Annotated in this window: 29 protein-coding genes; 28 read left to right on the top strand and 1 reads right to left on the bottom strand. The window is 48.6% G+C overall.

Annotated features, from left to right (window positions below; genetic code table 11):
- Positions 1–207: 207 nt before the first annotated feature.
- A complete protein-coding gene (locus ACJJI7_RS21660) occupies positions 208–1245 on the bottom strand; it encodes a heme-binding protein (RefSeq protein ID WP_444901233.1) in 1038 nt (345 codons plus the stop codon).
- Positions 1246–2514: 1269 nt separating this feature from the next.
- Here ACJJI7_RS21660 and ACJJI7_RS21655 point away from each other — a divergent pair.
- From ACJJI7_RS21655 to ACJJI7_RS21520, 28 genes are all read left to right on the top strand, one after another.
- Entirely contained in the window at positions 2515–2724 is a 210-nt protein-coding gene (locus ACJJI7_RS21655) for a hypothetical protein (RefSeq protein ID WP_444901234.1), read from the top strand.
- A 170-nt stretch (positions 2725–2894) separates the two neighbouring features.
- The gene (locus ACJJI7_RS21650) at positions 2895–3272 is read left to right on the top strand and encodes a D-Ala-D-Ala carboxypeptidase family metallohydrolase (protein ID WP_444901235.1); all 378 of its coding nucleotides are present in this window, start codon (positions 2895–2897) and stop codon (positions 3270–3272) included.
- On the top strand, positions 3272–3730 hold the full coding sequence (locus ACJJI7_RS21645) for a 3TM-type holin (RefSeq protein WP_444901236.1): 459 nt from the start codon (positions 3272–3274) through the stop codon (positions 3728–3730). Before ACJJI7_RS21650 ends, ACJJI7_RS21645 begins: the two co-directional genes overlap by 1 nt.
- The gene (locus ACJJI7_RS21640; RefSeq protein WP_444901237.1) at positions 3727–3990 is read left to right on the top strand and encodes a hypothetical protein; all 264 of its coding nucleotides are present in this window, start codon (positions 3727–3729) and stop codon (positions 3988–3990) included. Before ACJJI7_RS21645 ends, ACJJI7_RS21640 begins: the two co-directional genes overlap by 4 nt.
- The gene (locus tag ACJJI7_RS21635) at positions 3990–4448 is read left to right on the top strand and encodes a hypothetical protein (RefSeq protein ID WP_444901238.1); all 459 of its coding nucleotides are present in this window, start codon (positions 3990–3992) and stop codon (positions 4446–4448) included. Before ACJJI7_RS21640 ends, ACJJI7_RS21635 begins: the two co-directional genes overlap by 1 nt.
- Positions 4432–5733 (top strand): terminase large subunit domain-containing protein, encoded by a 1302-nt coding sequence (locus ACJJI7_RS21630; RefSeq protein ID WP_444901239.1) that lies wholly within the window; start codon positions 4432–4434, stop codon positions 5731–5733. Before ACJJI7_RS21635 ends, ACJJI7_RS21630 begins: the two co-directional genes overlap by 17 nt.
- The gene (locus ACJJI7_RS21625; protein ID WP_444901240.1) at positions 5733–7154 is read left to right on the top strand and encodes a DUF4055 domain-containing protein; all 1422 of its coding nucleotides are present in this window, start codon (positions 5733–5735) and stop codon (positions 7152–7154) included. The genes ACJJI7_RS21630 and ACJJI7_RS21625 overlap by 1 nt, the downstream gene beginning before the upstream one ends.
- The gene (locus tag ACJJI7_RS21620) at positions 7147–8211 is read left to right on the top strand and encodes a minor capsid protein (RefSeq protein WP_444901241.1); all 1065 of its coding nucleotides are present in this window, start codon (positions 7147–7149) and stop codon (positions 8209–8211) included. Before ACJJI7_RS21625 ends, ACJJI7_RS21620 begins: the two co-directional genes overlap by 8 nt.
- A 105-nt stretch (positions 8212–8316) precedes the next feature.
- A complete protein-coding gene (locus ACJJI7_RS21615) occupies positions 8317–9030 on the top strand; it encodes a hypothetical protein (RefSeq protein WP_444901242.1) in 714 nt (237 codons plus the stop codon).
- 24 nt (positions 9031–9054) lie between these two features.
- On the top strand, positions 9055–10065 hold the full coding sequence (locus tag ACJJI7_RS21610) for a major capsid protein (RefSeq protein ID WP_444901243.1): 1011 nt from the start codon (positions 9055–9057) through the stop codon (positions 10063–10065).
- A gap of 39 nt (positions 10066–10104) precedes the next feature.
- Positions 10105–10386, top strand: coding sequence for a hypothetical protein (locus ACJJI7_RS21605; RefSeq protein WP_444901244.1), 282 nt, complete (start codon positions 10105–10107; stop codon positions 10384–10386).
- Between the two features lie 3 nt (positions 10387–10389).
- Positions 10390–10908 carry a DnaT-like ssDNA-binding protein gene (locus tag ACJJI7_RS21600; protein ID WP_444901245.1) on the top strand — a complete coding sequence of 173 codons (519 nt, stop codon included), beginning with the start codon at positions 10390–10392 and terminating at the stop codon, positions 10906–10908.
- A 3-nt stretch (positions 10909–10911) separates the two neighbouring features.
- Positions 10912–11292 (top strand): hypothetical protein, encoded by a 381-nt coding sequence (locus ACJJI7_RS21595; protein ID WP_282952981.1) that lies wholly within the window; start codon positions 10912–10914, stop codon positions 11290–11292.
- Positions 11289–11669 (top strand): hypothetical protein, encoded by a 381-nt coding sequence (locus tag ACJJI7_RS21590; RefSeq protein WP_282952982.1) that lies wholly within the window; start codon positions 11289–11291, stop codon positions 11667–11669. The genes ACJJI7_RS21595 and ACJJI7_RS21590 overlap by 4 nt, the downstream gene beginning before the upstream one ends.
- Positions 11670–11672: 3 nt before the next feature.
- Positions 11673–12077, top strand: coding sequence for a phage tail terminator-like protein (locus ACJJI7_RS21585; RefSeq protein WP_444901246.1), 405 nt, complete (start codon positions 11673–11675; stop codon positions 12075–12077).
- A gap of 10 nt (positions 12078–12087) precedes the next feature.
- The gene (locus tag ACJJI7_RS21580) at positions 12088–12999 is read left to right on the top strand and encodes a phage tail tube protein (protein ID WP_444901247.1); all 912 of its coding nucleotides are present in this window, start codon (positions 12088–12090) and stop codon (positions 12997–12999) included.
- Positions 12999–13481, top strand: a complete 483-nt coding sequence (locus ACJJI7_RS21575; protein WP_444901248.1) for a phage tail assembly chaperone — start codon at positions 12999–13001, stop codon at positions 13479–13481. Before ACJJI7_RS21580 ends, ACJJI7_RS21575 begins: the two co-directional genes overlap by 1 nt.
- Positions 13415–13687, top strand: a complete 273-nt coding sequence (locus ACJJI7_RS21570; protein WP_475114787.1) for a phage tail assembly chaperone — start codon at positions 13415–13417, stop codon at positions 13685–13687. The genes ACJJI7_RS21575 and ACJJI7_RS21570 overlap by 67 nt, the downstream gene beginning before the upstream one ends.
- Entirely contained in the window at positions 13677–16292 is a 2616-nt protein-coding gene (locus ACJJI7_RS21565) for a tape measure protein (protein ID WP_444901249.1), read from the top strand. Before ACJJI7_RS21570 ends, ACJJI7_RS21565 begins: the two co-directional genes overlap by 11 nt.
- A 14-nt stretch (positions 16293–16306) precedes the next feature.
- The gene (locus tag ACJJI7_RS21560; RefSeq protein ID WP_444901250.1) at positions 16307–16687 is read left to right on the top strand and encodes a hypothetical protein; all 381 of its coding nucleotides are present in this window, start codon (positions 16307–16309) and stop codon (positions 16685–16687) included.
- Positions 16688–16689: 2 nt separating this feature from the next.
- On the top strand, positions 16690–21741 hold the full coding sequence (locus ACJJI7_RS21555) for a hypothetical protein (protein ID WP_444901251.1): 5052 nt from the start codon (positions 16690–16692) through the stop codon (positions 21739–21741).
- Between the two features lie 15 nt (positions 21742–21756).
- Positions 21757–22140 carry a hypothetical protein gene (locus ACJJI7_RS21550; protein ID WP_444901252.1) on the top strand — a complete coding sequence of 128 codons (384 nt, stop codon included), beginning with the start codon at positions 21757–21759 and terminating at the stop codon, positions 22138–22140.
- Positions 22141–22461: 321 nt separating this feature from the next.
- Positions 22462–22953: an ankyrin repeat domain-containing protein gene (locus tag ACJJI7_RS21545; RefSeq protein ID WP_444901253.1), complete on the top strand. Its 492-nt coding sequence runs from the start codon at positions 22462–22464 to the stop codon at positions 22951–22953.
- A gap of 95 nt (positions 22954–23048) precedes the next feature.
- Complete coding sequence (locus ACJJI7_RS21540; protein WP_444901254.1) at positions 23049–23456, top strand: hypothetical protein; 408 nt, start codon at positions 23049–23051, stop codon at positions 23454–23456.
- 2 nt (positions 23457–23458) lie between these two features.
- On the top strand, positions 23459–23698 hold the full coding sequence (locus ACJJI7_RS21535; RefSeq protein WP_444901255.1) for a hypothetical protein: 240 nt from the start codon (positions 23459–23461) through the stop codon (positions 23696–23698).
- A 57-nt stretch (positions 23699–23755) separates the two neighbouring features.
- On the top strand, positions 23756–24070 hold the full coding sequence (locus tag ACJJI7_RS21530; protein WP_444901256.1) for a hypothetical protein: 315 nt from the start codon (positions 23756–23758) through the stop codon (positions 24068–24070).
- A 91-nt stretch (positions 24071–24161) separates the two neighbouring features.
- Positions 24162–24491 carry a hypothetical protein gene (locus tag ACJJI7_RS21525; RefSeq protein ID WP_444901257.1) on the top strand — a complete coding sequence of 110 codons (330 nt, stop codon included), beginning with the start codon at positions 24162–24164 and terminating at the stop codon, positions 24489–24491.
- Between the two features lie 105 nt (positions 24492–24596).
- Positions 24597–25046, top strand: coding sequence for a hypothetical protein (locus ACJJI7_RS21520; RefSeq protein ID WP_444901258.1), 450 nt, complete (start codon positions 24597–24599; stop codon positions 25044–25046).
- Positions 25047–25410 lie beyond the last annotated feature (364 nt).

The following is a 25410-nucleotide window of genomic DNA, read 5'->3' as shown; positions in this document are numbered from 1 at the left end:
TGCCGGTTAGCTTTGAATGGATGAGACATATTCCAAAAGTCTGCTGTAAAGGAAAAATGTAGATTAAAATATAGGTAAGAATAAAGATGTGAGAGCCTCAACGACAGTAATTTAGTTAAAGTGCGTTAACTTGTGTACTTGAGACTCATGCTGACTATAAATGATAAGTATTAGTGCAAAGCATATTTTTTGTTTCCCTTTAAGCTTTCAATCAAATGGACGTCGTTGCATTGTATTGAAGCTTATATGGGGCCATCTAATCAAACCGGGTTCACCATCAAGACGAGGGAAGAACTCAAGCATAATTACTTGCATATATTGCATTACATAAATGGGGCGGCCCTTATCATCTTTTTTATCTGTCTCCATTATCCAGAACGTAGAGGTCATTTCCGTAGCATTCGCGTGTTTTACGATAAACGGAATATTAACGATACCAGCATCCTCAATACGAGTAGTAACCTCAATCTTGGTGGTTTTTACCACATTTGGAGGAGTGCCTTCACGTAACAAAGCTGCTGGGTCTAATACATCTAGCTTACCTCTAAACTTTCCTTGATTTGGGTCAGGTGCAGGTTTCGATTCGCATATACATTCTTTATCAATGTCGAACTCACTAAAGTGACGATAAGGAGCTAAATATCCTTTACAAACATCCCTAGTGTGGCCCACTGGCAAGCTGTCTGTAAAAGGAATAACTGGGGCGCAATTAAATTCTTCGTAGCTACCAAGTGCCAACACAGAATTGCCGTGCGGTATGCTTGCAAGACGTGCAATGTTAATATTATTGGTGGTGTGATTGAATATGTGGAGCCATAGCCCAGGCTCATCATGAATGACAGCTCCGGGATCACCCGCGCGTCCACTGTTTGGAAAATCTTCAGATGCTACTTGAGTAATCGTTTGTTCATATTCCAGGGCAAACAAAAATTGATCTAAGTTTTCTTTTGTTTGTTGAATTACTCCTCTATTAGGTACCGGGCCGTCTAGCGCATTAAATGTCAACTTTTCATTATATTGATTAACAAGAAGTCGATAAGTACTTTCTATTTCGCCACATTTATCCAAGACCAAGAATGGCAATGCAATTATATTCCATCCATGGTTTTTAAAATCACCTGTATTTTCCCATATTCCCGGAAACTCTTTCAGTGGCCCAAGATCTTCATTGCTGGGATCTGGTTCTTTAATAATTTTACGATGGCGTGATAAGATACGCTTTAACGCATCCTGCTTTATTATCATTTTTTATTCTCCTTACTCTCTTTGTGGCGGCTTTAAGTGGCAATGTAATTACCAGTTACGGTAAAGGCAAAAAGCTGGAGTATAATAAAATTTGACTTCAAACAAGGCCATGATTAGATGCGACATCAATATATCATTGAGGTCTAAAAGGAAAATGTTTAGATTGTATGGTTTTGGTTTGTTTTTTTAGGAATAAACTGGGGCGTAAATTTAAATTAGTTAGTGTTGGGTTAAAAGGTTTAGCTTGCCAGTTGGCTATAGGTTTCTAGTTGATTGATATTTTATATCTCGAAGATGAGTTTTCTGAAATGCTTTTTGAGAGGTTGCTACGTCTATTTTCGTGCCAATTATACTTTTTTTCGATTTGCTCCATATTGAATCGGATAGTAGTAAGCTTGGTAAATCAATGAATTGAAAACCCTTGACTTTCTCTGTGTCAGAATTGTATAAAAATCCCATACTGGGGTAAGTGTGTAGATCTTTAGTTGATTACTCTGAAGCCTGTTTAATACGGGCTTTTCTATGCCAGGTAATGGAAATCAAAGCCCTTTTGCTCACCTTCAAATGATACGCATGCAATCTGGAGTCCACACTTAGTAGCTATGTATCCGTGACCGTTTTTTATACCGTAGTACAGAAATAGTTTGACAAAGGTTTATGCGAGAGTCGTACCCTTGGGAGGGTATAGAGTCTTTCAGTTCAGCTAAATGGCCTGGCCGGTGGGAATTATAGTGGTGGCCAAAATGGTTAAGAAGTCGGTGGTTAGCATTTAAACTCTATGTCAAGTCTAGTATTGATACGGAGTACACGATCAAAGATGAGTCTTAGCAAGGGTAGAAACGATACTTACCACTTCATTTCTAGGAGATTAGATGGGGTACTTATTATGCGATTTTGTTCCGAGTGTTAGCTCCTCAATTATTATTGAGAATGAAGACTGATACTGGTCATTTTTCAAGCCCAAATAGAGGTTACACTAAGACCAATATCTTTTGACGGCTATTGATCAATTAGTCTTCGTACTATTTCAGATGATATTTCAGATGATATTTCAGGGATGTTCTGATCTTTTTCTATTTTTGTTTCTTATTTCAATATTGTTTTTGTGAGATCAGGAAAAATGTATTAGCCTTTTCTAGGGCTGTCTGGCCATTTGCGGTTTTTATAAACTAACATGCTTATGCTTTGAGCAGCCATTTCTATTTTTTAAGTTGCTTTTTGCCCCTGGTTGGCATTGGGCTTCTTCACTACTTGAATTGAGGTGATAAAATGGAAGAGGGCATTCTGAAAGATCTAGCAAATGCAATAGTAACTGCGACTCCTCCCGGGACAGAAGTAGAAGTAACTACTAAAAATGGTGAGCGTCATAGAGGAAAGTTTTCAAGCGTGAGCGATACCATTCTGGAGCTCACTGAGACTAAAACTGTTATTATTATACCTCTATCGGAAGTTTCAGCTTTCCAACCTTTTTTAGACTAGATTGTTCTTTATGTTAAAAATTGGTTGTCTTACAGCGAATTGATCTCAATCAGTATTTGTAATTTTGATTAATACATCCATAGTTGCTCTGGTTTCCATGCAGCGACCGTTCATCCATTCTTAAACCGGCCCCCCAGCCGGTTTTTTTATGCCTAAAATTTGAGACTCTCATGTTCCAAAACGACTACTTCACAGAGTCGGAGTTGGCCTGTCGTTGCTGTGGCAAAAACCATTTCAAAGATGAAACGCTAAAGCGTCTGATAAGAGTTAGGAAGCGCTTTGCCAAGCCAATGGCTATCAATTCCGGTTACCGCTGCCCAGCACATAACGCCCGGTTAAATGCCACCATGACCCACGCCACCGGGCAAGCTGTTGATGTTCAGGTAGCTGTAGGACGCGCCTATCGGTTAATCCAAATCGCCCAAGAGGAAGGGTTTACCGGTATAGGCGTAAAGCAGAAAGGCCCAATCGGTAAGCGATTCCTGCATCTGGATGACCTTGAATCAATACCTGGCGAGCGTACCCGCCCTACAGTCTGGAGCTACTAATGGCTTTTGACCCACTAACAGCAATTTTTGAAACCGGCAAAATGGCTATTGAGCGTATATGGCCTGACCCGGTTAAACGTGCTGAGGAAGTGCGTAAGCTCGAGGAACTTAAGCAGAAGTGTAACTTGGCAGAGCTAAATGCTCAGGTTCAATTGCTTCTCGGCCAGCTGGAGGTCAATAAAGCCGAAGCCCAACACAAAAGCATCTTTGTTGCCGGTTGGCGCCCCTGGATTGGTTGGGTAGGGGGTATGGCTCTGGCCTATCAGTTTGTTCTGTATCCATTGCTCTGTTGGGTTTGGGCTATCTGCAGCGCTAAAGGCTCGATACCTACCGAGGTGACCCCGCCCCCCGTGCTAGAAACTGGCGCGCTGTTCTCAATGATAACGGCCATGCTCGGGATAGGTGCCATGCGTTCATACGATAAAACTTGCGGTACCCAAACGGACAAGATTCGATGACTCAACAAGTGGAGCATTGGCACCTGAGTAAAAGCGTATCCATTACCCAGATAGCCAGCATTATCTTATTGGTGGCTGGCTTATTCATATGGGGTTCTGATGTTGAGAAAGGGATAACCGCCAACACTCAGGCAATTCAGCATGAATCAGCTATGCGTGCCCTGGAGCAAAAACACATAGCTGAATTCAAGGACGAAATCAGAACACGACTCCAGCGCATTGACAGCAAGTTGGAGCGGTTGATTGAGAGAGGGGAATAGTGGCAAGGCGAACCAGTTATAGACAGGAGTTTGCTGAGCAGGCTGAAAAGCTATGCAAGTTGGGCCTGACTGACAAAGAGTTAGGCGAATTCTTCGAGGTAACCGAACAAACAATCAACAACTGGAAGAATAAGCATCCCGAATTTTTTGAGTCCATAAAAAAGGGCAAAACTTTGGCTGATGCCAACGTGGTCGAGAGCCTCTTTCGAAGGGCCTGCGGCTATAGCCATGAAGCTGTAAAGATCATGCAGCACAACGGCAACCCTATCGTTCAGGAGTACACCGAGCACTACCCACCAGACACAACGGCCTGTTTAGCCTGGCTTCATAACCGGCAAAGAGAGAAATGGCAACGAAACCCTGACCCAGCCGGTGGCGGTGCCGACATACCACCGACAAAAGTCGTATTCGAGGTCAAGGATGCAAGAACGCGGGAGGGAAGTGAGAGCGGCTCTTAATGTTCCGCAAAGTCAGTTTTTAAACCTGCCGCACAAGTACCGGGCCTATGTTGCGGGGTTTGGATCCGGAAAGACTTGGGTAGGCTGTTCAGGACAGCTGGCCCACTTCTACGAGCACCCCAAGATTAACCAGGGTTACTTTGCTCCAACCTATCCACTAATCAGGGATATTTACTACCCCACCATCGGCGAAGTTGCCGAGACCATGGGGCTGCGGGTCAAGGTCAAGCGAGGCGACCACGAAGTAGAAGTGTACAGCGGTAGTCGTTACCGCGGCTCTGTTATCTGCCGCTCGATAGATGATCCGGCCAATATTGTCGGATTTAAAATCGGCCATGCCCTAGTCGATGAGCTGGACCTTCTTGCCGAGAAGAAAGCAGAGCAGGCCTGGCGGAAAATCATGGCGCGCATGCGCTACAAGGTCCACGGTGTCAAAAATGGCATTGATGTAACGACCACCCCGGAAGGGTTCAAGTTTGTCTATCGCCAGTTTGTAAAGGCACTTCGGGATAAACCAAAGCTTCGCGAGCGATATGGGTTAATTCAGGCCTCGACCTTTGACAATGAGTCAAACCTGCCTGATGACTATATCGATTCAATGCTTGAGGCCTATACGCCCGAGCTTATCCGGGCATATCTCAATGGTCAGTTTGTAAACCTGCTGACCGGAACGGTCTATCACCAGTTCGACCGCAAGCTCAATCACTGCAATGACTCGGTGAAACCCGGTGAGCCTTTATTCATCGGCATGGACTTCAATGTCAGCAAGATGGCGGCAATCACTCACGTAAAGCGTGACAGCAAGCCCCGGGCCGTCGATGAAATCCTTGAGGGTTATGACACACCCGACATGATTCGGAGAATTAAAGAGCGGTATTGGGAATACCGGGATGGAGACTATCGGAAAACCTGCGAGGTGCGCATCTACCCTGATGCCTCTGGTGATTCCCGCAAGTCGGTAAATGCCAGTACTACGGATTTGGCTCTACTGAGAAATGCTGGGTTCTCGGTACATGCCCCGAAAGCCAATCCCCCGGTGAAAGACCGGGTCAATGCAATGAACGCGATGTTCTGCAATGCCAAGGGTGAGCGCCGCTATTTAGTGAACACCGATAAGTGCCCGGGCTATTCGGACTGCTTAGAGCAACAACCTTGGGCGGAGAATGGTGAGCCGGACAAAAGCGGCGGCCTCGACCACGCCCCAGATGCCGGTGGTTATTTTATCCACCACGATTACCCGCTCATCAAACCAGCACTAACAATCAACATGGGAATGGCCTACTAATGGCAAATGACGTTACCTATCAGCGCGACGATTACACCAATGCGCTGCCAGATTGGACGCTGGTTGATGATATCTGTACGGGTGAGCGGGTCATTAAATCCAAGGGTACCGCTTACTTACCTATGCCCAACCCAAAGGACCAGAGTGAAGCAAACAGAGCACGCTATCAACAGTACACAGACAGAGCGGTTTTCTATAACGCAACCGGCCGTACTTTGCAGGGCCTGGTTGGTGCTGTCTTTCGTCGTGCCCCAACGGTCGATATTCCTGCGGGCTTGGAATACCTGACGATCGACGCAGATGGCAGTGGGGTGAGTATCTATCAGCAATCCCAATCGGTAGTTGCTGCAGTGCTTCAGTCTGGCCGTCGTGGCCTGCTGGTGGATTACCCCAAAACAGAGGGGCAAACCTCCAAGGCTGAACAGCAAGCTGGCCTGGTGCGCGCATCGATTGTTAGCTATCCAGCGAATCAGGTTATTAACTGGCGAACCGTTAGGGTTGGCGGTGTGCACCGGCTGGGGTTGGTTGTTATCCGAGAAAGCTATGAAGAAGTCACTTCGGATGGTTTCGGCATAGAGGAAAAAACACAGTACCGCGCACTCAAGCTGATAGATGGTCAGTACACCGTGGAGATTTGGCGCAGTGGCGATACCGGCACCTGGGTTATTCACGACACATACACACCGTTAGATGGAGTAGGGAAAGCCTGGGACATTATCCCATTTACCTTTGTCGGCGCCGAGAACAATGATTCAAGTATCGACCGGTCTCCATTGTTAGACCTGGCGAACCTCAACAAAGCTCATTACCGTAACTCGGCAGACTATGAGGATTCAGCATTTTTCGTTGGCCAAGCCCAGCCGTGGATTTCAGGGTTAACAGAAAACTGGCGTGACCATATGGAGAAACAGGGCATTTATATTGGCTCCCGCTCTCCAATTTTGCTCCCCGATGGCGGCGCCTTTGGATTTGCTCAAGTTGAACCTAATACCCTGGCCAAAGAAGCAATGGACCAGAAAGAAAAGCAAATGGTCGCCTTGGGTGCTCGATTAATTGAGCGTGGCTCAGCAGTAAAGACAGCCACCGAAGCTCAGGCAGAGAACGAATCAGAGCACTCGGTTTTGTCCCTGGTCGCCGAGAACGTCAGTGAGGCATACACCCAGGCAATCCAATGGGTGGCTCAATTCCAAAATGTCCAGGTAGAGACGGAGTACAAGCTTAATCAGGACTTCGCCGAATCCAACCTTGATGCGCAGATGCTCACAGCTTTGGTGCAGGCCTGGCAGTCCGGTCGCTTACCGAGTTCTGACCTCTGGGCGAACCTGCGGAAGCATGGCGTTATTAATGCTGAAAAGACTGACGAGGTAATTCGCGAAGAGCTAGATAGTGAGGAGCCTGAGCCGGGGTTAAACGATGAGTGAAGCTCTCGCCACCTCAAGCACTCGCCATGCTGTCTACCTGGAGCGATTAAAGTCTGGTGAAGTAAATCAGTTTGCGGCATTCCTGCAGCAGATAGACCGCTCGATAAAGCAACGCTTATCGAGTCACGATTTAACTGAATTCTCCCGCACAAGGTTGGAGCAGCTGCTTAATGTAGTTGATAACGACCTGGCCAAGATATTCAGTAAGTATTACGACCAACTTGCTGGCCATTTACTTGACCTTGCTGAGTATGAATCAGAGTTTGAGGCTCGAAACTTACAAGCCGCATTGATTGCCGGGGTAGAGACTGTAATTCCCGCACCAGCACAGGTACGCGTGGCGGTGCTCTCCACACCGCTCTCTGTGCGCGGTCCAGATGGTGGCCAGTTGATTGAGCCATTTATCAAGGACTGGACTAGCAGCGAGAGAAAGCGGGTTACGGGGGCAATCCGGCAGGGTTTCTTTGAGGGGCAAACAACCCCGCAGATTATCCGAAATGTGCGCGGTACCAAGGCGAATAAATATCGCGACGGGATTTTGGCGATAACCCAGCGCAATGCCGATGCGGTAGTTCGAACAGCGATTGCCCACACGGCTACCACTGCGCGGATGGAGACGCTGCAGAACAATGCCGATTTGCTGGAAGGCATGCGCTGGGTATCCACCCTGGATAGCCGTACATCGTCACAATGCCGCAGTTTGGATAACGAAGTGTTCCCCCTCGACAAAGGACCGCGTCCACCAGTTCACATACGCTGCCGCAGTACAGTTATTGCGGTATTGAAGGAAAGGGACCGGGCATTAAGCGAGGGTGCCACACGGGCCAGTAAGGGCGGATATGTCGATGCTAGCTTGACTTATTACCAGTGGCTCAAGAAGCAGCCCCTTAGTTTCATACAGGATGCCATTGGCCCCACCCGGGCAAAACTTCTGCTCGAAGGGGGGCTCTCTGCAGAACGGTTTGCAGCTTTGAATCTGGGGCGTAACTTCAAACCTCTCACTCTGGCAGAAATGAAACTGAAAGAGCCAATCGCATTCGAGCGGGCAGGCCTCTAAATACCAAATTAATAACTGGGCTCGCTTCGGCGGGCCTTTTTTGTATCTGCCGTTTATTCGGTAAACAACTAGGGGCTGTGCCCCGAGAAAAGGAGCAGTGCTCAAATGTTAAAGAAGCGTATCAATGACCTTAATGAGGTCGAAGAGCAATACCGCGGGCTTTATGAAAATAGTGGTGATGGTTATTCCCTAAAAATTGAGGGTGATGAAGAGGACCGTTATCGAGCCAAGCACGAAGAAGCGGAACGCCATCGCAAAGCCGCTGAGAAAAAGGTCAGTGACCTGGAAACCAGCATGGGCGAACTGCAAAACAGCCTGGATGATTTGAAGAACGGCAAGCATCGTGAGAGCGGCGATATTGAGGCTCTGGAGAAGAGCTGGCAGGCCAAGTATGACCGACTCAAGGCTGATATGGACCAGGCGGTTAGCGAGCGTGATGGCTGGTTGAGTGAGCAAATGGTATCCGGGGTTGCAGGTTCGATTGCTTCAGATATTGCAGTTCAAGGTAGTGCACAGGCTCTTATTCCTCACCTTGAACGCCGTTTGTCGATGGAGGTTCGTGACGGTAAACCGACAACCGTTGTGCTGGATGATTCCGGTAAGCCGAGTGCTATGACGGTTGCAGAACTACAACAAGAATTTTCCAGCAATCCGGTATTTGCGCCGTTGATTGTTGGAAGTAAAGCCTCAGGCGGCGGTGCTGCCGGTGGCGGGGGAGGCGGTGCCTCCAAGAAGTTTTCGGAATTATCCGAAAAAGAACGTGTGGAGCTGTATCAACGTAACCCGGAGGAATATCGCCGGGTACGCGATGCAGGTTAATCGCCAACCTAAAGGTAAAAAATTATGTTAACCCAACTATCCGATGTAGTTATTCCGGAAGTATATTCTGATTATCAGGCAGAAAATGGACCTGAAAAAACAGTATTTTTCCAGTCAGGTGTTGCTGTTCGCAATGCAATGCTAGATCAGAAAGCGAACTCTGGCGGTGATACGCTGAATGTTCCTTTCTGGAGAGATCTGGACGCTTCTGTCGAGCCCAATTACAGCTCAGATAATCCGGCCCAGAAAGCTTCGCCACAAAAAGTTGTAGCGGGCAAACAAGTTGCACGCATGGCTTATATCAACCAGGGGTATAGCTCTGCAGATCTATCTGGAGAGATTGCGGGCTCCGATCCAATGCAGCGTGTTCGCAATCGATTCGGCACTTATTGGATGCGTCAGTGGCAGCGCCGAGTAATCCCTGTCCTAAATGGCATCCTGGCAGATAACATCGCCAATGATGATGCGGATATGGTCGAGGATATTGCCATTGAAGATGGTAACAATGCCGGCGCAAGCAATGTGTTCAGTCGCACAGCTTTTACCGGTGCGGCCTTTACCCTCGGTGACCGATTTGAGTCCACGTCTGCCATTGGTGTCCACTCGATGGTCTATAAGCGCATGGTAGATAACGACGATGTGGAATTTGTCCCTGACTCTAAAGGTGACCTAACAATTCCTACCTTTCTTGGTCGTCGCGTCATTCTCGATGACGGTATGCCGGTGATACTAGGTGGTACTAGCGGATTTAAATACACTTCTGTCTTGTTCGGTGCAGGTGCTCTCGGCTATGGCGAAGGCCAAGCAAAAACTCCGGTAGAGCTTGAGCGTGCAGCCAATGAGGGCAATGGCGGCGGTGTTGAAACCCTATGGGAGCGCAAGAGCTGGCTGATACATCCGTTCGGCTTTAAGTGGTTGGAGGCTTCCGTTTCTGGAGTGAGTCCTACTTGGGCAGAGCTGGCCATGCCAAGCAACTGGGACCGGGTTGTCGATCGCAAAAACGTGCCCCTGGCTTTTCTCATCACCAACGGTTAATCCGTCCGGGGTAATGCCCCGGTTTCCTTGGAGATATCCATGCCCAGTATTAAAGAGCTTCTGGCCAGTGCCAAGCGAATAGATCGCGGCATTGCTGCTAAAGCAAAAGAAGTGACAATAGCCGCCTCTGATTTCCCGGTATCTGTCGAACCGCCCAAAGTCCCTGTTAAAGTTATACAGGATGATGAAGAGGGTTTTGTTGTTGAGTTGGAAGGCATCCAATTCGCACCAGCACGAAATCAAGTGCGCGAAGATGGGACTCTTACATCCGGCGGCTTGAAGGCATTTGAGTCTGCTAAATCCGAGCTTACAGGCGACTAACCCATGGCCCTGATGATAGAAGATGGCAACGGTACTAATCCGAATGCCAACAGCTATGCCAACGTGCAAGACTTGCGCGACTATGCAGATGCACGTGGGGTAGACCTATCTGCGTTGTCGGACGAGCAGTGCGAGCCACTTCTTATCAGGGCCATGGATTTCTTAGAAGGCAAGCGAGATCGGTACAAGGGGCATATCTCTGTGCAGGGCCAGCCTCTGCAGTGGCCCCGCTCTGATGCTTGGGGAATTTCCTATCCAGATGCACTTTTCCCAAGTAATGAGATTCCGCGTGAGTTGGTGTATGCACAGTTGGCCCTGGCAATTGAGGCGAGAGAGAACGACTTGCAGCCCAACCGGCTACCAACCGATACCGGTCCGATAATCAAAGAGCGTGTAGAGGGGGCGGTAGATGTGGCCTATGCCGCGCCTGTACAACAACAGTTTACCCCCGCTTTTGCCAAGGTCGACGCTCTGCTTGCTCCACTCCTTAAAAACAACGGGCTTTTCCTAGTCCGGACATAACCTATGAGCGACTTCTACAACCGTATGGCCGATACGGCTCTGCGGCTTATTGCGCGTTTTGGTTCTGAGCAAATCCTTCATGACATTATTCCGGGTGTATCTGATCCGGTTACCGGGCAGAGCTCAGGCGATACCCCCATAAATCAACCCGTCCAAGTGATTCTGCAGGACTACAACCTCAAAGAATCCGGCTTGATGTATGCAGAGGGCCAGAGCATTCAGCAAGGTGACAAAAAACTCATCATCGCTGCAGCTGGCTTGAAGTGGGCTCCAACCCTTACCACTGAAGCTGAGATTAACGGGGTTAAGTGGCAGGTGGTTAACATTAAAGAAGCCAATCCTGCAGGAACTCCATTGGTTTACTTCTGCCAGGTGCGCAAATGAAATTTTCAGCGAGCTTAAAACAATTCAATGAAGATGCCTTGGCCGAGGCTGATCGCTTATATCGGGCAACAAATATCGAGCTGTTTAACTCTGTTATTCGCGATACGCCGGTTGATACAGGTCGGGCTCGCGGCAATTGGCAGACGACTGTCGGCACTCCTGCTCAGAGCTCAAGCTTGCGGTTGGATAGGTCAGGTGCTGAGGCCCAGGCAGAGGTAATTCAGAATGTTAGCGGCCTGGACAAAGTGAATTATCTAATCAACAACTTGCCGTATATCCAGCCTCTGGAATATGGTCATTCAAAGCAGGCCCCAGCGGGTATGGTTCGCCGCAATGTCTTACGCATTAAATCGATCATCCGACGAATAATCAGATAATCCATGTACAGCAAAATCTATTCGGCCCTGGTGCAGCACTATGTATCGGGCGGGTTCGGCTTGCCTACTGGTTATGAAAATGACGGGTTTGAGCCGGATGTGGGTACACCTTATGCGGCCGTGTACAACCTGCCTGCAGATAGTTATCAGGACACTGTTGGCGAGATAGGCAGGGATGAGCGGGTAGGCATATTTCAGATCAGCATTTTCTATCCGGTAGGAAAAGGGCGAGGGGATGCCCTAGCAAAAGCGGATCAAATTCTCATGCACTTCAAAGCCGGTTCCTTTCCGGAGTACTCCGGCCAAATCGTAACTATTCAATCTTCAACCATCTCTCCCGGCAGGGTCGTAGATGGCTGGTATCAACTTGATATAAGCGCGTCCTGGACCGCTACAACTCTACGTTAGGAGCACACTAATGGCAGATGGCAGCCAACACTCAATGGCCTATGCGGCAGAGTCCACCTATGGCGTTACTCCAGCCTCACCTTCATTTAAGGCAATCCGAAATAAGGGGACCACTCTCGCTCTGACCAAAGAAGGGTCAGCAGATGAGGAGCTGCGCGATGACCGCCAGATAACCGACTATCGGCACATGAATAAGAGTGTCGGTGGCGATATCAATATAAACCTTTCCTATGGATCCTTTGATGACCTTCTCGAAGCAGTGAGCATGGGCACATGGACCAATGACAAGCTGACTGTTGGAGCAACCCGTCGCAGCTTTACTATTGAGCGAAAGTTTGGAGGTATCCCTGATAAACCTTATCACCGCTATAAGGGCTGTGAGGTTAATACCTTAAATCTTACGGTTGCCCCTGGTGCCCGGGTAAGTGGCAGCTTTGGAATTATTGGGAAGGATATGAATCTTGGGGCTGCAGCCTTACCGGGATCGACTTACGGGGATGCAACGTCCACACAAGTTTTTGATTCATTCAAAGGTGTTATCAGCGAGGGTTCAACTGACCTAGCCATAGTGACTGAAGTCACCCTCACTTTGGAAAATGGCCTCGAGTCACGCTATGTGATCGGTAGCGATACTACTGTCCAGCCGGGGGCAGGGCGCTCAAATGTCACCGGGCAGCTTTCAGCCTACTTCGAGAATTCAACGCTCCTTGAGAAGTTCCTCAATGAAGATGCTTCGAGCCTGGAGTTTAGTCTGGTTGATGCTGCTGGTAACTCTTACGTAATCACCCTCCCGAAAATTAAATATACCGGTGGTCAAGTCGATGTTTCAGGGGAGGGTGCAATTATTTTGCCCCTGCCATTCCAGGCAGTGTACGACGAAATCGCAGGGACTAATTTAATCATCGAAAGGATAGCAGCCTAATGAAAGCCAGCGATTTTTATACCCGGGAGAAGGGTAATAAAGGGGTTAAATTACCACTTTACACTCCTGAGGGAACGGCCACAGAGCATTACCTGGAAATCTTAAGTGTTGATTCAGATGCATTCCAGATGGCTCAGTCAGAGATGCAGCGAGACCTGGCAACGGCCAATCTAGAGGAAGATAAGACGAAACGGTTTGAGCTTGTGCGGGAGGCTAAAGTTGCTGCAGCGGCTACATTGGTAATTGGCTGGTCCCTTGAAGATGATTTCAACCAGGAAGCTATTAAGGAGCTATTAGTTGAGGCACCACAATTAGTTGACCAGATTGATCGCGCAGCCAGCAACCGCGCACTTTTTTTCGCCAGCGGCAGCAAGTCTTCGTCAACTGGGCCTGCTGCCAATTCCGGCTCGACAAAATCCCGAAAGGGTGCAAAGAAAGCCTCCGCCAGCAACTCCAGCAGGTCCAAAAAACAACAGGTATAACACCGCCGGAACTTAAGGCCGAACAACCCCCTGATGGCCTGATTTATCTCTTCCACTACTACCGCGAGATCCGCGGAACCGAACCGCTCACTTTCACCGAGATTCAGAACTGGAGCCAGCTCACTCAGCGCAATATATCTGCGTGGGAAGTCTCTGTAATTCGTGCTCTCGATATTAATTACTGGGCTATTCAAAATGCCGATTGATCAAATTGCTCGCCTGGGTATCCGTGTAGAGGCGGAAGGGCCGGATTCTGCCCGCCGGAAGCTGGATGCGATGGAGCGCTCTGGTGCAAAGGCTGAAAGGACTGTTGAGAGTCTTGGGCGCAGTAGTGGTGAAGCAAGTGGCCGTATCCAGAGTATGGCTGCAAGTAGCAACTTACTGGCTGGAGCTTTGGCGTCAGTCGTTGCCGGCCTATCCGTCAGGGAAATAGCGAGATATACCGATACCTGGACCAATCTTACAAACCGACTGAGATTGGTAACTGACACTACCCAAGAGCTGGCAGACGTTCAGCAAAGCCTGGTTGAGATAGCTTTTGAAACTCGTGGCTCATTAGATTCCACCGCTGTTCTGTATCAGCGACTGGCACAGTCTGCTGGTGAATTGTTTGACGGTCAGGAAGATATCCTGGCGGTTACCAAGACCATTAGCCAGGCGATGCTTGTGTCAGGTGCATCTGCCCAGGAAAGTGCGGGAGCGTTGCGGCAGTTGGCCCAGGGCCTTGCCTCAGGAGTTCTCCGCGGAGATGAGTTCAATTCAGTAATGGAGAATGCTCCACGCCTACAAAAGGCCTTAATCGACCATTTAAACCTGACAAGTGATGCTGCTGGCTCTGCTGCTGGTAAGTTGCGAGATATGGCTGGAGATGGGGAACTGAGCGCGAGGACTCTAGTGGAGGCCTTCCAGGCAGCTGCCACAGATATCGATGCGGAAGCATCCAAACTCAACACTTCCATAGGTCAGAGTCTCGAGCAGTTTACTTCGGGTATTACCTCTGCTATTGGCCAGCTTGACGGCGTTTCAGGAGCATCTGCTTCGGTTGCCGGTTCAATCTCCGGCCTTGCAAAGGTCCTTATTGATTTCTCTACGGATGCAGAGGCCGTACGTGATGTTGCTGGCAGTATAGAATTCGCGCTCACCGCGGTTGCTGCAATCCTGGCTGGGAAGTTTGCTGGTGCTATCAGTAAGCAGATTGTGCAGATGGGTCTGCTCAATGCCGCCACATACAAAACCACTATTCAAACCAATGCGCTTGGCCAAGCTATTGGTCGTACTACGATAGCAACTCGTGCTGCGACTGTTGCTACCACAGGGTTGCGTACTGCTCTTGCTTTTCTTGGTGGACCAGTGGGTGTTATTGCTTTGGCTACCACCGCATTGATTGCCTGGAATGCGGCACAGCCAACTGCCGAAGAGAAAGCTGAAAGCCTTAAGGGGAAAATTGATGAGCTGACTCAAAGCTGGTATGAGCTCACAGAAGCCCAGCGGATAAATAGAGAGCAGAAGATACAAGACAGAAGGGATGAGCTTCAGGCTGAGTTGGATAGGTTAATTAAAGAGCGTGACACCATGAGGGATGGTGGATTTGATCCTAATGCGCGCTTTAGCTATCAGCTCCCAGGCAGAAATGCTGAAAAAGTAAAGGAGTTAAATGAGGAGATAGAAAAGGCGGCCAACAACCTAAATGAAATCGATCGAAGGATAGCTGAAATCGGCAAACCGAAATCGCTCACCGATGGTGGAGAGCCCTTATCCCTCTCTCCAATAAATGCCCCACAAAGCCTAAGTTCTACCAGCGTAAAAGATGACCTTCCAGCCCTAGAGCGAGCACTACAGGAGCAATTCGAACGCACGGCCCAAAAGCGATTGGATACGGTTAATAACCTGCGCCAGAGCCTAATGACAGAGGAAGAGGCCATTGCTGAAAGCTACCGACGCCGCAATCGAATTATTGAAGAAAATGTGCATGATCCAGAGAAGCGTGAAGAGCTTTTGCAGCGTAGCAAGGAGCAGCTTGATGAGGAAATTGATGCTCGCCTTCAAGGTCTAAGGGAATCATGGCTCACAGAAAATGAACTTCTTCAAGTTCGGCACGATGAGGAAATGGAAATCCTCGACCAGGGTTACATCTCCAAACGAGAACTATTGGCTGAGCATCTAGAAGCTACCCGGGCAACCGAAGAAGAATCTCGCCAAGCCAGTTTGGCGCTCGAAGGTGAGTATCAGCGCAACCTAACTTTTCTGGAATCCAAGCACGCTAAAGACCGTGAAAAGCTCGAGCAGAAAAGCTCAAGGAAGCGAGTGGGTATTATCACGGGGACATTGCAGGAAATCCTCTCGTATGTAGACAGCAATAACCGTACTGTTTTTTTAATGCAGCGTGGATTGGCAGCCGCACAAGCAGTTATTAATGCGGAAGCTGCTGCTGTGGCCGCACTGGCCCCACCACCGTTAGGGCTTGGACCTGTCGCTGGAGCTGGCTTGGCTACCGCTGTTAAGGCTAAGGGTTATTTGTCGGCTGCCGCTATCGCTGCCACAGCTATTAGCGGAGGTGGTGGCAGTTCTACAAACTCAGGAGCAACAGCATCCCGCAGCTTGACCTCACCCACTGCACCGCTGGCCTCAAATGATCAGATCTCAACCAGCACTGAGCAACATACTGGAACTCAGGTCATTTTCAATATTGATGGCGATGTAAATAGCGATAACGCCGAGAGTTTAGTAGAGAAATTCAAAGAGCTGATTAATGAACAAGATGTCGTAATCATAAATGCAGATTCTCGTCAGGCCCAGGAGCTGGCCGGTTAATTCAAGGACCACATATGCCAAGTATTAGTTATACCCCGACACGAGAGTTGGTAGCCGGTTCGAGCGGGTCTCTCTCTTTTACTGCGACAAGATGCAATCGCACTTCAAAATCTACTGGTAAAGAGCACACAGCCCTATCCGGAAATACCGAAAGTGTTCTGTATCGGCGAGATATTGAATGGCAAATATCAGTTTCACCATTCTTCGAAAACCAGTTGCAGTTATGGAGAGAGTTTGAGGCGAGCTGTGCTAATGGTGAAGCATTTGAACTGGATACTTCAGATATTCCAGGAGGCAGAGAGACCGCTGTATGCCGATTAAAGCGTAACGGTTTCCGTGAGATGCGGCAGGGTGCGTTTGAGTTCTATGTGACGTTTACAGCTATTGAGGTGTAGGAGTGCGCAACAATTCTGAGATCTTCGATCTACATAATCAAGCTGCACAGCGTGAGTTGCGCCTGGTCATTGAGATCGGCTATGTCCTGCCATTGTATATCACCAGCCATAACAATATTCCCGGCCTTCCAGCCAATGCCATTCATGGTGCGCTAAATAAATGCAGTGCAACCAGTCAAAAGTTAGTTCCTGAACAGGGTCGCGCAGAAATTGGAGCTATTTCCTTTGAAGTCGTGGATATCGGCGGCCAGCTGTCTTATGTGCTGCGCGATGAGCTGGAGCAGGGTAAAGGCATTAAGGGCCGCACGGTACGTCTGTATCAGGGTTTTGTCGGACTCGACTGGGCGGATTTTCGCCTGGAACAAACCCAGATTGCCGAGGAATCCATTTCCTACGCTGAGGGCATCTACCGCGTGCGCTGCCGGGATATTCAGCGGGAGATGCGTCGCGATATTTTTGTACCTAATACCACGCGTCTGGCTGCCAATTTTGCCAAAGCAGACACCACCTTACAGGTATTCGATACCAGCAGCTTTGAAGCCAATCCGCACACTCTTGCCTATGGTGATGCCCCTGACCAATCCGTGTATTACCTGAAAATTAAATATCAGGACGGTTTCGAGATTGTGCGCGCAACCGGTAAAATGAGTAGTAGCTTTACCAACTGTACGCGCGGCCTGTTCGGCACCTTTGCCCGAGACCATGAGTTACCTGAAAACAGTGACGACGAAAGCGGCGTAGAAGTTGAAGAATTTATCTATCTGGAAGGCCCTGGTCCCCAGCTGGCCTATGCATTGCTGACCGGAAATATTCTCGGCACCAATAATGTACTGCCTAGCAACTGGCACTTAGGCATAGATCCCGCCTTTGTGGTGCTGGATGAGTTCGAAAATATTGGGGCAGATTGGTATAAGCCCGGCGACCACAGCAAGGGCAAAATCCTGCGCTTTGATGGTCTGGAAGAAACCGACGGCAAGAAGTTTATCGAGACCGAGATTAATTTATTGCTCGGCGCTTTTATGCCAGTCAACGCCGCCGGCCAACTGGGCTTTCGCCGTATGGCTGGGGTGCTGGCTGAATCCGGCACAGTAGCCACCATCGGCCCCGATGATGTGAAAAGCCTGGGTGAGCTCAAGTACAATCTGGCCGGGGTGCGCAATATCTTCTCGGTGCAATGGAGCTGGTTTGAGCAGCCCGGATTCGATGGCAAGTTTTTGCGCTCGAATAATTTAATTGATGCGGACTCTGTCGCCGTGCATGGCGAGGCCAAACAGCACTCTCTCAAATTCAGGGGGCTGCATAACTCTCGCCATACCTATACCACAATAAAAAACACTTTCGATGCTTTGCGCGATCGGTTCGCTGGCCCGCCGCTCAGTCTGCGCCTGGGATTACTGCCCAGTAACAATGACCTGGAAGTAGGGGATATTGTACGGGTAAGGCTGCCGCAATTGCGCGACCACTCCCAGAACGTAGACAACGGCACTCTGAACCGCGCTATGGAAGTGCAGCGTATCAGCATCGATCAGGTGAGCGGTGCAGTATCCGTGGATCTATTCGGCAGCTATCAGCCCGCCGGTATGATTGCAGACCAGGCCGATAGCACCAGCGCGGAATTGCCGGATGCCTGGTACAGCGCTGAAGGTGCGGCCATGACGGCCAGTGGCTTGAGTATCGATGCCAGCGGCTTTTTAACTGCTGACGGTACTTTGACTGGCAATAGCGATAGCCGCGTAATTTATTACTACCCTGGCGATCTTACGATTCCTGTAGGACGCACACTTTCTGTGAGTGGCAATATTGAGCTGCGGGTGCGCGGTGTATTGCAAATTGACGGCACTTTGCGGGGCACCCCAAGCAATAACGGCGTGGGTTTTCTCGGCTCCTGCTATGGCGGTGCTGGTCAATTAAAAAATGCCCAAGAGACTGTCAACCGAGGAACGGCCCGGGGAGCTTGGGGGAAAACTGTCAAAGGCCGCAATGAGGTAATGCCGCCCCTTAATATCGAGAATAACGGCGGAGATCTACAAGGGATCCCCGATGATCTATCCGGATCTGGTGGGGCTCGCGGTGGTCACTCTTCTTTCTATTCCTGGGATGGCAGTTATGAACCAAGTGGGCGCGGTGGTTTAGGTGGCAAGGGCGGTGCGGGTATTGTTGTAATTGCGCGGGGTGTCGCCATTGGTGTCAGCGGCAAAATAGAAAACTCTGGCGAAGATGGCAGCCCCGGTACTACTGGCGATTTAATCCAGGTGCCTGGAGGCAGTGGCGGCGGTGGTGCCCCTGGCGGCATAGTGCTGTTGATAGACGGTACTCAGAACCCCATGCCAATACTCAGTAACAGCAAAATAATCGCATGTTATGGGGAAAGCCCGGATAGCCCTGGTAATGCGGGGCACGGGGGCACCTGTTTAGGCACTAACGCCGTGCGCCTGATGTTTGTACCCAAGTCGCGCACACCCTATACCGACTATGAGGACCCGGCACTCGATCCAGAAGTGCAGGAGGCGATCGATAAGGCCGAAGCCGCACAGGCCGACGCTAATGCCGCGTTGGCAGACTTGGATAACATCGCCGCCGATGGTGTTCTGCATCAAAACGAAAAGCTCATTGTCATCCGTGAATATGCCCAGCTTCAGGCAGAACAAGCGGGTATTGAAGCGCAGGCTGATGGTGCCGGACTCGTAATAGAAAAAGGCAACTACTCCGGCAACCTGGCGGCACTTGCCAGTTATTTGGGCGTCCTGTCTCCCGCTTGGAACGACACTACAGTCAATACTTCTATCAGTCGCACAATATGGAATGCCAACTGGGAAGCGGTGTACAGCGCACGCCAGGTTCTGCTTAACGCTATCGCCCAACAGGCGCGCGAAGCGGGCATGGTCGGGGCCACGCTGCAGTTTCAGTGGGATGGACGACCTACCGGACTAATCTGGCCTACCAATACCAACTATGCCGGCGGCACTAAGTATTCTTTTAATGCCACTGCTGGCCGAGGATTTATCCATGTACTGGCATACGATGCCGAGGGTGGCCCCCGTATTGGTTTGAATGGTGTCCAGGTCGGAATCATGAGTGGGCCGAATGATACAGCCCAGTGGTACAGCTTCCCGGTCACTCTGCAGGCCGGTGCCAATGAAATCTCCATCTGGTCTAACGCCGCAGATGGCGGCACATACGGTGGCCTTGTGGTTACCCTCGGCGGTAGTGGTGACCCTGAAGCATTGCTTGGTGTTTCTGCAGCGGATGCCAAGGCGCAAGCCGCTGCAAATGCTGCTGTTGAAGCCAAAACCGATGCCGCGGCTGCCCTTTTAGACCTCAGCAATATTGCCGCAGATGGCAAACTGCACCCGACAGAGAAATTAACCGCGGTACGTGAATACAACCAGATCCTGGCAGAGCAGGGCGATATAGAAGGGCAGGCCAATAGCTACGGAATCACCACTGAGAAAACCAACTACAGCGGTGCAATAACAGCACTTTCCAGTTATCTCAGCGGCGCCGGTCTGGGCAATACCTCAACAGTCACCAGCATTGATCGCAGCACCTGGAAAGCCAAATGGCAGACGGTATATAGCACACGACAAAAAGTGCTGATTAAGATCGATCAAATTGCCGGTGCTCGCGCAGACTGGGAAGAAATTTACGGGACCAATAAACCCGAGGACGGTGCCACCGTTGGCGCTACCGCACAGGAGCGCGCGCAGATCCGCTCCATGCGGAATACCTTTTTGGAGGATTTTTCTGATAGTAATTATTCCCAGTACTGGACCAACTTTTCCGGCGGATACCAGAATTTCTATACCAGCGGTTACCTAAAAGTTGGTGGTGGTGCGGCTCGCCTGACTAATCATGTATCGATGTACCACGCAGAGAAAATACCCTTTGATCCCAGAAAGCTTTACCGGATAGAGACTCGGGTTTATGTGTATGCCGCAGGTGATGCGGATCGCACCATGTATGCGGGCTTGGCTGGTTACGATGGTACTGGCAAAGTTTGTAATGCTAGCGGCGCTGAAACTTATAGTAGCCAGCACTACGTCCTTGCCGCTGGCCTAAATATAGTGGGGCAGAATTGGCAGACGCTGGTGGCCTATGTCAAAGGCAATGCTAGTGGTAATGCTGAATACAGTGGTACTAGGGGGGCAAACCATATTGGCAACCCGGCCAAAATGCAGGCGAATGTCCGTTTTATTACGCCAATTTTTTATTGCAATTATCCGGCTAAAACGGGCGATACCTTAATCGATTATGTAAAAATCGATGTAGTGGAAGTGCAAGACCAGCGCAACCTGCCGATGATTCAAGCTGGTATTGCCAGCCTGCCTACCAGTTCCGCGCTGTCCGGCTCAGATGATGGCAGTACCGCAAAAATCACAATTGCCGCGCACTCGGTGCAGTTTGGTTTCGGCATTGTTAATTACAACAGTGGCAGCATTACTGGGCTGTCTTTCAACACTAGGTACTACGTCTATTGCGATGATCCCGGCACTCAAGGCGGCGCTGTTACCTATTACGCGACCACGAACATTTACCAGCTGGCTGCCAGCACCTGGCGCCGAGGTATAGGCACTATTACAACCCCGAGCAATGGCGGCGGCACTACGGTCCCTAGAGATCCCTGGTGCGTTGCCGCAGGCAGTTGGCTGCGCGAAGGTTTACTTGCGGAAAACTGCGAAAGCGGCGACTTGATCGACTGCTGGGATACCGGGGACGAGGAAACCCACCGAAGCTCCATTATTGGCGCGGTAGATGCAGAGCCGGAAATACCCTGCGTATTGCTCACCACAACAAGCGGTGCCCAAGTAATTTGCAGCCGTGAAACCCCTGTTACCGACCGTGCAGGCCAAGTGTATGAGGCGCAGTACTGCGAGGGCGTTGAGCTGGGGGTTCTACATGAGGATGAAGCGCTCACCTGGGAAACTGTCGAGCGGGTCGAATGCGCTGGCCTGCGTACCGTGTACAAAATATCTGTAGGTGGTAAGAGTTATGCCGCCGGCGTTGATCCATTACACCGCATCATTACCCATAACGGACAACACAAATCTGACTAAGCAAAGGAATAGATAATGCCCAGCTTTTCCCCAATTACAGTGCCAGGTCTGGAGGCCTGGCAGTTCGCCTACACCATCGACGACGGCCACAGTGCCGGCACCATTGTACGCGCAACGGTAACCCAGACCACGGAGCCTACCAACAACGAAGCTCAGGCTGCTGCGGTACTTAAATGCTCTATTGCCGTAATCGACAACCAAAACACAGTACAAACTGATGGTGCTGGTGATCTAATGTCTAGCGTTTATGTAACAACCAAAACTCTGCAGACCGATGCAGGCCAGCCGGTAAACGTTGCTGATCACGCTGCTGATTTAGTAGCGAATTGTATTGTTGAGGTGGCCAACCGCTTAGCTGTGCATAGTTCTATTGCGGCTATGGCGATACCGAGTGGGTGATACTGGCTGTGGTTTTCAGTAGTGGAGAGGGTGTGCCGCCGGTGCGAAAGCTCGAATTATAGAGCCATGGCTGACATCTACAGAAATTTCCTCCTAACTTATTGATTTAATTATGGGTAAAATGTGTTCAAGAGCGGGAGGTCGAACCAGACGACTTGAGCCAATGGCTCACTATCTCTGGTTGTTATTTAAGCAATGGTTTATAACCTGCTGTAAATAAAGGCTTTTCTGCGGAGCTTGGAGGCTCCCTCCCAGAAATAGTAGCCAAATGGATAGTGAGCCATTGGCTCTTTAATAAACTGTTAAGCGACTAGGATATCGATGAGCAAGGAAAAGTTTGATTTACTCATTAACGCGGTAATGCAGGACAAGTCTCTAGCCGAAAAACTCATCTCGGAAGACCCGGAGATAGTACACGCTAAGAATGGGATTGGAGAGACTGTGCTTCATTATTTAGCAGTTGAAGATCATCTAGATGAAGTCGCATGGTTGTTAGCGCGTGGATCTGAAATCAATACGGCTAATGAATTTGGCAACACTCCTTTGTCTGAAGCTGCAAGCCTCGGTTATTATGAGCTGTGTGAATTTCTACTCAAGGAAAGTGCCAATCCTAGGCAGAAGACTCCAGATGGAGATACTGCTTTAAGTGAGGCTGCAATTAACAATGAGCATAACGTGGTAGAACTTTTACTAGGCTACGTTGAGCCAGCAGAGACTCTGCAGGACTACTTCTCTTATGTGGGGTATGAAGTATTGCTAGATAAAGAGAGTCAGTCAGCAAAACTTATTAACCTAAAAGGGTTAAAGTGGTGAGGCGCCTAACAAGTTTAGGCAATCGGACAAATTACGCCGCCTTCGGCTCCGCAATTTTCCGTTGCTAAAGACGTTAGGTTTCAGGTTCAGCAATCATGCTAGATATCGAGAATATAAAAGAAGAATGGAATAAGTATCTTGGTGCTAGAGATACAGGAATAAAGCATGTTTGGAAACCTTTGCTATCAAAACAATTGGAAGAAATTAAATCTTTGAATAAAGAAGATTTAAATGACTATCTTTTAGAGATTTGTAAACTTCATTTTGATGTAGGTTTAAATATTCCTGTGGAGCATCCAAATATTTGGCCTCAAATTTTGGAATTATGGAAATGTAAGCTGGATAATCCAGATGAAAAAATATTTCTATGGTTGTTTAAAGCAAAGCTCTATAAGGATGCATATCTTTTGTGCTCAGGTGAGCCAAAAGAACTTTTAGAGTCCGCTTTAACGATTAATCCAGAAAGTAAAGAAGCAAAAAATTATTATTCATTGAGAATTTAGATTTGCTTGATTTTGCAATGCATAGCTTGCCGTGTGGCCTTCACTTAGAAGTAGACACCTGCAAGTCAGCTATTTCTGAGTGCGAACAAATGCTAGTTAAGAATCCTGAATTAAAAATATACAAAACAAGATTCAATATAGGCTTTTCACATTATAAGGAAATGTTTTTTGCTTGGTTGGAGTATCAAGAAAAAGGTATTAAACTTGAATTCTTTGATTGGTGCAAACCAACTGAAACCTAACAAAAAAGTCCAGGTGACGCCTACGGCGCACCTGATTTTGGCATTAGGTATAAAAGTATGTATGTAGAAAAATTAGTGGAGCTAAATCTACTTTGTATATTGAACCAGTGTCGATACCAAGCCTATGAAATACGAACTTTTCATGAAAAGTACCATAATCAACTTGGTGAAGATGAAGTAATATTTCGTGATGCAGTGTGTCAACTTTCGACGTTAAAATCGATTGAAGAAGCACTAGCTCGACATCACGAGAAACTTCCGATAGAAGAAGCAGAATTGATTATGACAAGCTTGTATAGAGTATCTTCTGGCTTCTCTTTTGTCTCGAAACTGAAGTATGAATTTCTAAAAGAGCATGATCAAAAAGCCTAACAAGTTGCTGCTGTACGTTCCGGCCCTTCGGGCCTCCACCGGACTGTCGTCGCTTCGCGCCGCCAGCCGTAGAGCAAGACGTTAACCGTATATGAGCCTTACCATTGAGCAAGAAATAGCACGAACGAAAAAGTTGGTATCTGCCGCGAAGTCAGTAGTGTCTGGGCAGGTAGGAATTACTATCGGTTCTAAATCAGTGTCGAACAAACTTTACTGGCTAGGGCCGGAATGGGAAGAAAGATATCCAATATTTAAGGAGTTTCATTCAGCTTTGCCACTAGATATTCCAGTGGGTGTAGAGCGTCTTGAGTGGAACCCGGACCTTCTTCTTGAGCTAGACCCAGTTTTAGCCGAAATAGAATTTAAATTTCGTCCGCGTATACTTGAGGCTTGTATAGCCATTATCAAGCAACACGGTTAACAAGTTACTGCATCCTACAACCTACACTCCACTCGCTTTGTACTGTACGCTACGCTAGCACAAAGCGGCTCCATTCCGGTGGCGACTGAGTAAGGCGTTAACCCTATGAGGAAAGAAATGGCTAAAGAAAGGAAACCATTCATCACACTTGGAAAGTCAAAGTTTTCCAAATTCGCCAATGGTACTGTACTCGTCATCTTACTGATCTATGCCGCTATAAAGAGTGGCATCATAGAGCTAGCTGTAACACGAGGATTTGATTACACAATTCCTGCTAACGAATTGTCAGTTTCTAGCGCTCAGGAGTTACAAGAAAAATTGAGTAGCTTCTCTCTCAACAAAGAAAAGTTAAGTTCAGAGCTTGCTAAAGCCGGCATAGATTTACATCAGTTTCAAGAAAACACGTCAATGGAGCTCGTTATTAACACAACACAAAATGGTTTCGAGGGGCTGGTTATTGAGTTTCAATCAACACTGGACCCAAATCAGCTAAAGTCAGTTTACATTAGCATTGCTGACCAAATTCAAAACCATGTTTCAGGTAAAAAGGGATAACAATACGCTGCACCTGACTCCGGCGCCTATGCGCCTCCGCTGGTGAGCTCGGCGTTATTGCTGTGACAGGTTGTATTTGTCCCAATAGTTGGCTTTCTGTACGATCCTTCAAAATAATAGAGAGAGGGTGTTATGCGCCTGATTCTACCGATCGTCTTTTCTGCCGTTTTATCTGGCTGCCTTGAGGTTGAGGCTAACAGTAGTAGCGACTACGACCGCCATGAGTGGCTACCACGATGAACATTTGATAACCAAGCCGGCCGCCACCTTCATGGCGAGGGCTATTTGGGTGTTTAATTAGCGGAAATGGTATTTAACTTCTAATCTGTAATCGATATTAATATTGACTTAGTCAAAAGGAGTT

The organism is Microbulbifer variabilis, assembly GCF_056232115.1.
Note: the sequence above shows the minus strand (reverse complement) of the source record. Positions and strands in the feature narration are given on the sequence as shown.

Excerpts from the sequence above, each read along its gene's own strand:
- ACJJI7_RS21595 (WP_282952981.1), top strand. The coding sequence starts at position 10,912 with ATGAGCGACTTCTACAACCGTATGGCCGATACGGCTCTGCGGCTTATT.
- ACJJI7_RS21545 (WP_444901253.1), top strand. The coding sequence starts at position 22,462 with ATGAGCAAGGAAAAGTTTGATTTACTCATTAACGCGGTAATGCAGGAC.
- ACJJI7_RS21525 (WP_444901257.1), top strand. The coding sequence starts at position 24,162 with ATGAGCCTTACCATTGAGCAAGAAATAGCACGAACGAAAAAGTTGGTA.
- ACJJI7_RS21620 (WP_444901241.1), top strand. The coding sequence starts at position 7,147 with ATGAGTGAAGCTCTCGCCACCTCAAGCACTCGCCATGCTGTCTACCTG.
- ACJJI7_RS21640 (WP_444901237.1), top strand. The coding sequence starts at position 3,727 with ATGACTCAACAAGTGGAGCATTGGCACCTGAGTAAAAGCGTATCCATT.
- ACJJI7_RS21615 (WP_444901242.1), top strand. The coding sequence starts at position 8,317 with ATGTTAAAGAAGCGTATCAATGACCTTAATGAGGTCGAAGAGCAATAC.
- ACJJI7_RS21610 (WP_444901243.1), top strand. The coding sequence starts at position 9,055 with ATGTTAACCCAACTATCCGATGTAGTTATTCCGGAAGTATATTCTGAT.
- ACJJI7_RS21580 (WP_444901247.1), top strand. The coding sequence starts at position 12,088 with ATGGCAGATGGCAGCCAACACTCAATGGCCTATGCGGCAGAGTCCACC.
- ACJJI7_RS21645 (WP_444901236.1), top strand. The coding sequence starts at position 3,272 with ATGGCTTTTGACCCACTAACAGCAATTTTTGAAACCGGCAAAATGGCT.
- ACJJI7_RS21650 (WP_444901235.1), top strand. The coding sequence starts at position 2,895 with ATGTTCCAAAACGACTACTTCACAGAGTCGGAGTTGGCCTGTCGTTGC.
- ACJJI7_RS21625 (WP_444901240.1), top strand. The coding sequence starts at position 5,733 with ATGGCAAATGACGTTACCTATCAGCGCGACGATTACACCAATGCGCTG.
- ACJJI7_RS21565 (WP_444901249.1), top strand. The coding sequence starts at position 13,677 with ATGCCGATTGATCAAATTGCTCGCCTGGGTATCCGTGTAGAGGCGGAA.
- ACJJI7_RS21575 (WP_444901248.1), top strand. The coding sequence starts at position 12,999 with ATGAAAGCCAGCGATTTTTATACCCGGGAGAAGGGTAATAAAGGGGTT.
- ACJJI7_RS21600 (WP_444901245.1), top strand. The coding sequence starts at position 10,390 with ATGGCCCTGATGATAGAAGATGGCAACGGTACTAATCCGAATGCCAAC.
- ACJJI7_RS21530 (WP_444901256.1), top strand. The coding sequence starts at position 23,756 with ATGTATGTAGAAAAATTAGTGGAGCTAAATCTACTTTGTATATTGAAC.
- ACJJI7_RS21585 (WP_444901246.1), top strand. The coding sequence starts at position 11,673 with ATGTACAGCAAAATCTATTCGGCCCTGGTGCAGCACTATGTATCGGGC.
- ACJJI7_RS21550 (WP_444901252.1), top strand. The coding sequence starts at position 21,757 with ATGCCCAGCTTTTCCCCAATTACAGTGCCAGGTCTGGAGGCCTGGCAG.
- ACJJI7_RS21560 (WP_444901250.1), top strand. The coding sequence starts at position 16,307 with ATGCCAAGTATTAGTTATACCCCGACACGAGAGTTGGTAGCCGGTTCG.
- ACJJI7_RS21520 (WP_444901258.1), top strand. The coding sequence starts at position 24,597 with ATGAGGAAAGAAATGGCTAAAGAAAGGAAACCATTCATCACACTTGGA.
- ACJJI7_RS21540 (WP_444901254.1), top strand. The coding sequence starts at position 23,049 with ATGCTAGATATCGAGAATATAAAAGAAGAATGGAATAAGTATCTTGGT.
- ACJJI7_RS21590 (WP_282952982.1), top strand. The coding sequence starts at position 11,289 with ATGAAATTTTCAGCGAGCTTAAAACAATTCAATGAAGATGCCTTGGCC.
- ACJJI7_RS21605 (WP_444901244.1), top strand. The coding sequence starts at position 10,105 with ATGCCCAGTATTAAAGAGCTTCTGGCCAGTGCCAAGCGAATAGATCGC.
- ACJJI7_RS21655 (WP_444901234.1), top strand. The coding sequence starts at position 2,515 with ATGGAAGAGGGCATTCTGAAAGATCTAGCAAATGCAATAGTAACTGCG.
- ACJJI7_RS21660 (WP_444901233.1), bottom strand. The coding sequence starts at position 1,245 with ATGATAATAAAGCAGGATGCGTTAAAGCGTATCTTATCACGCCATCGT.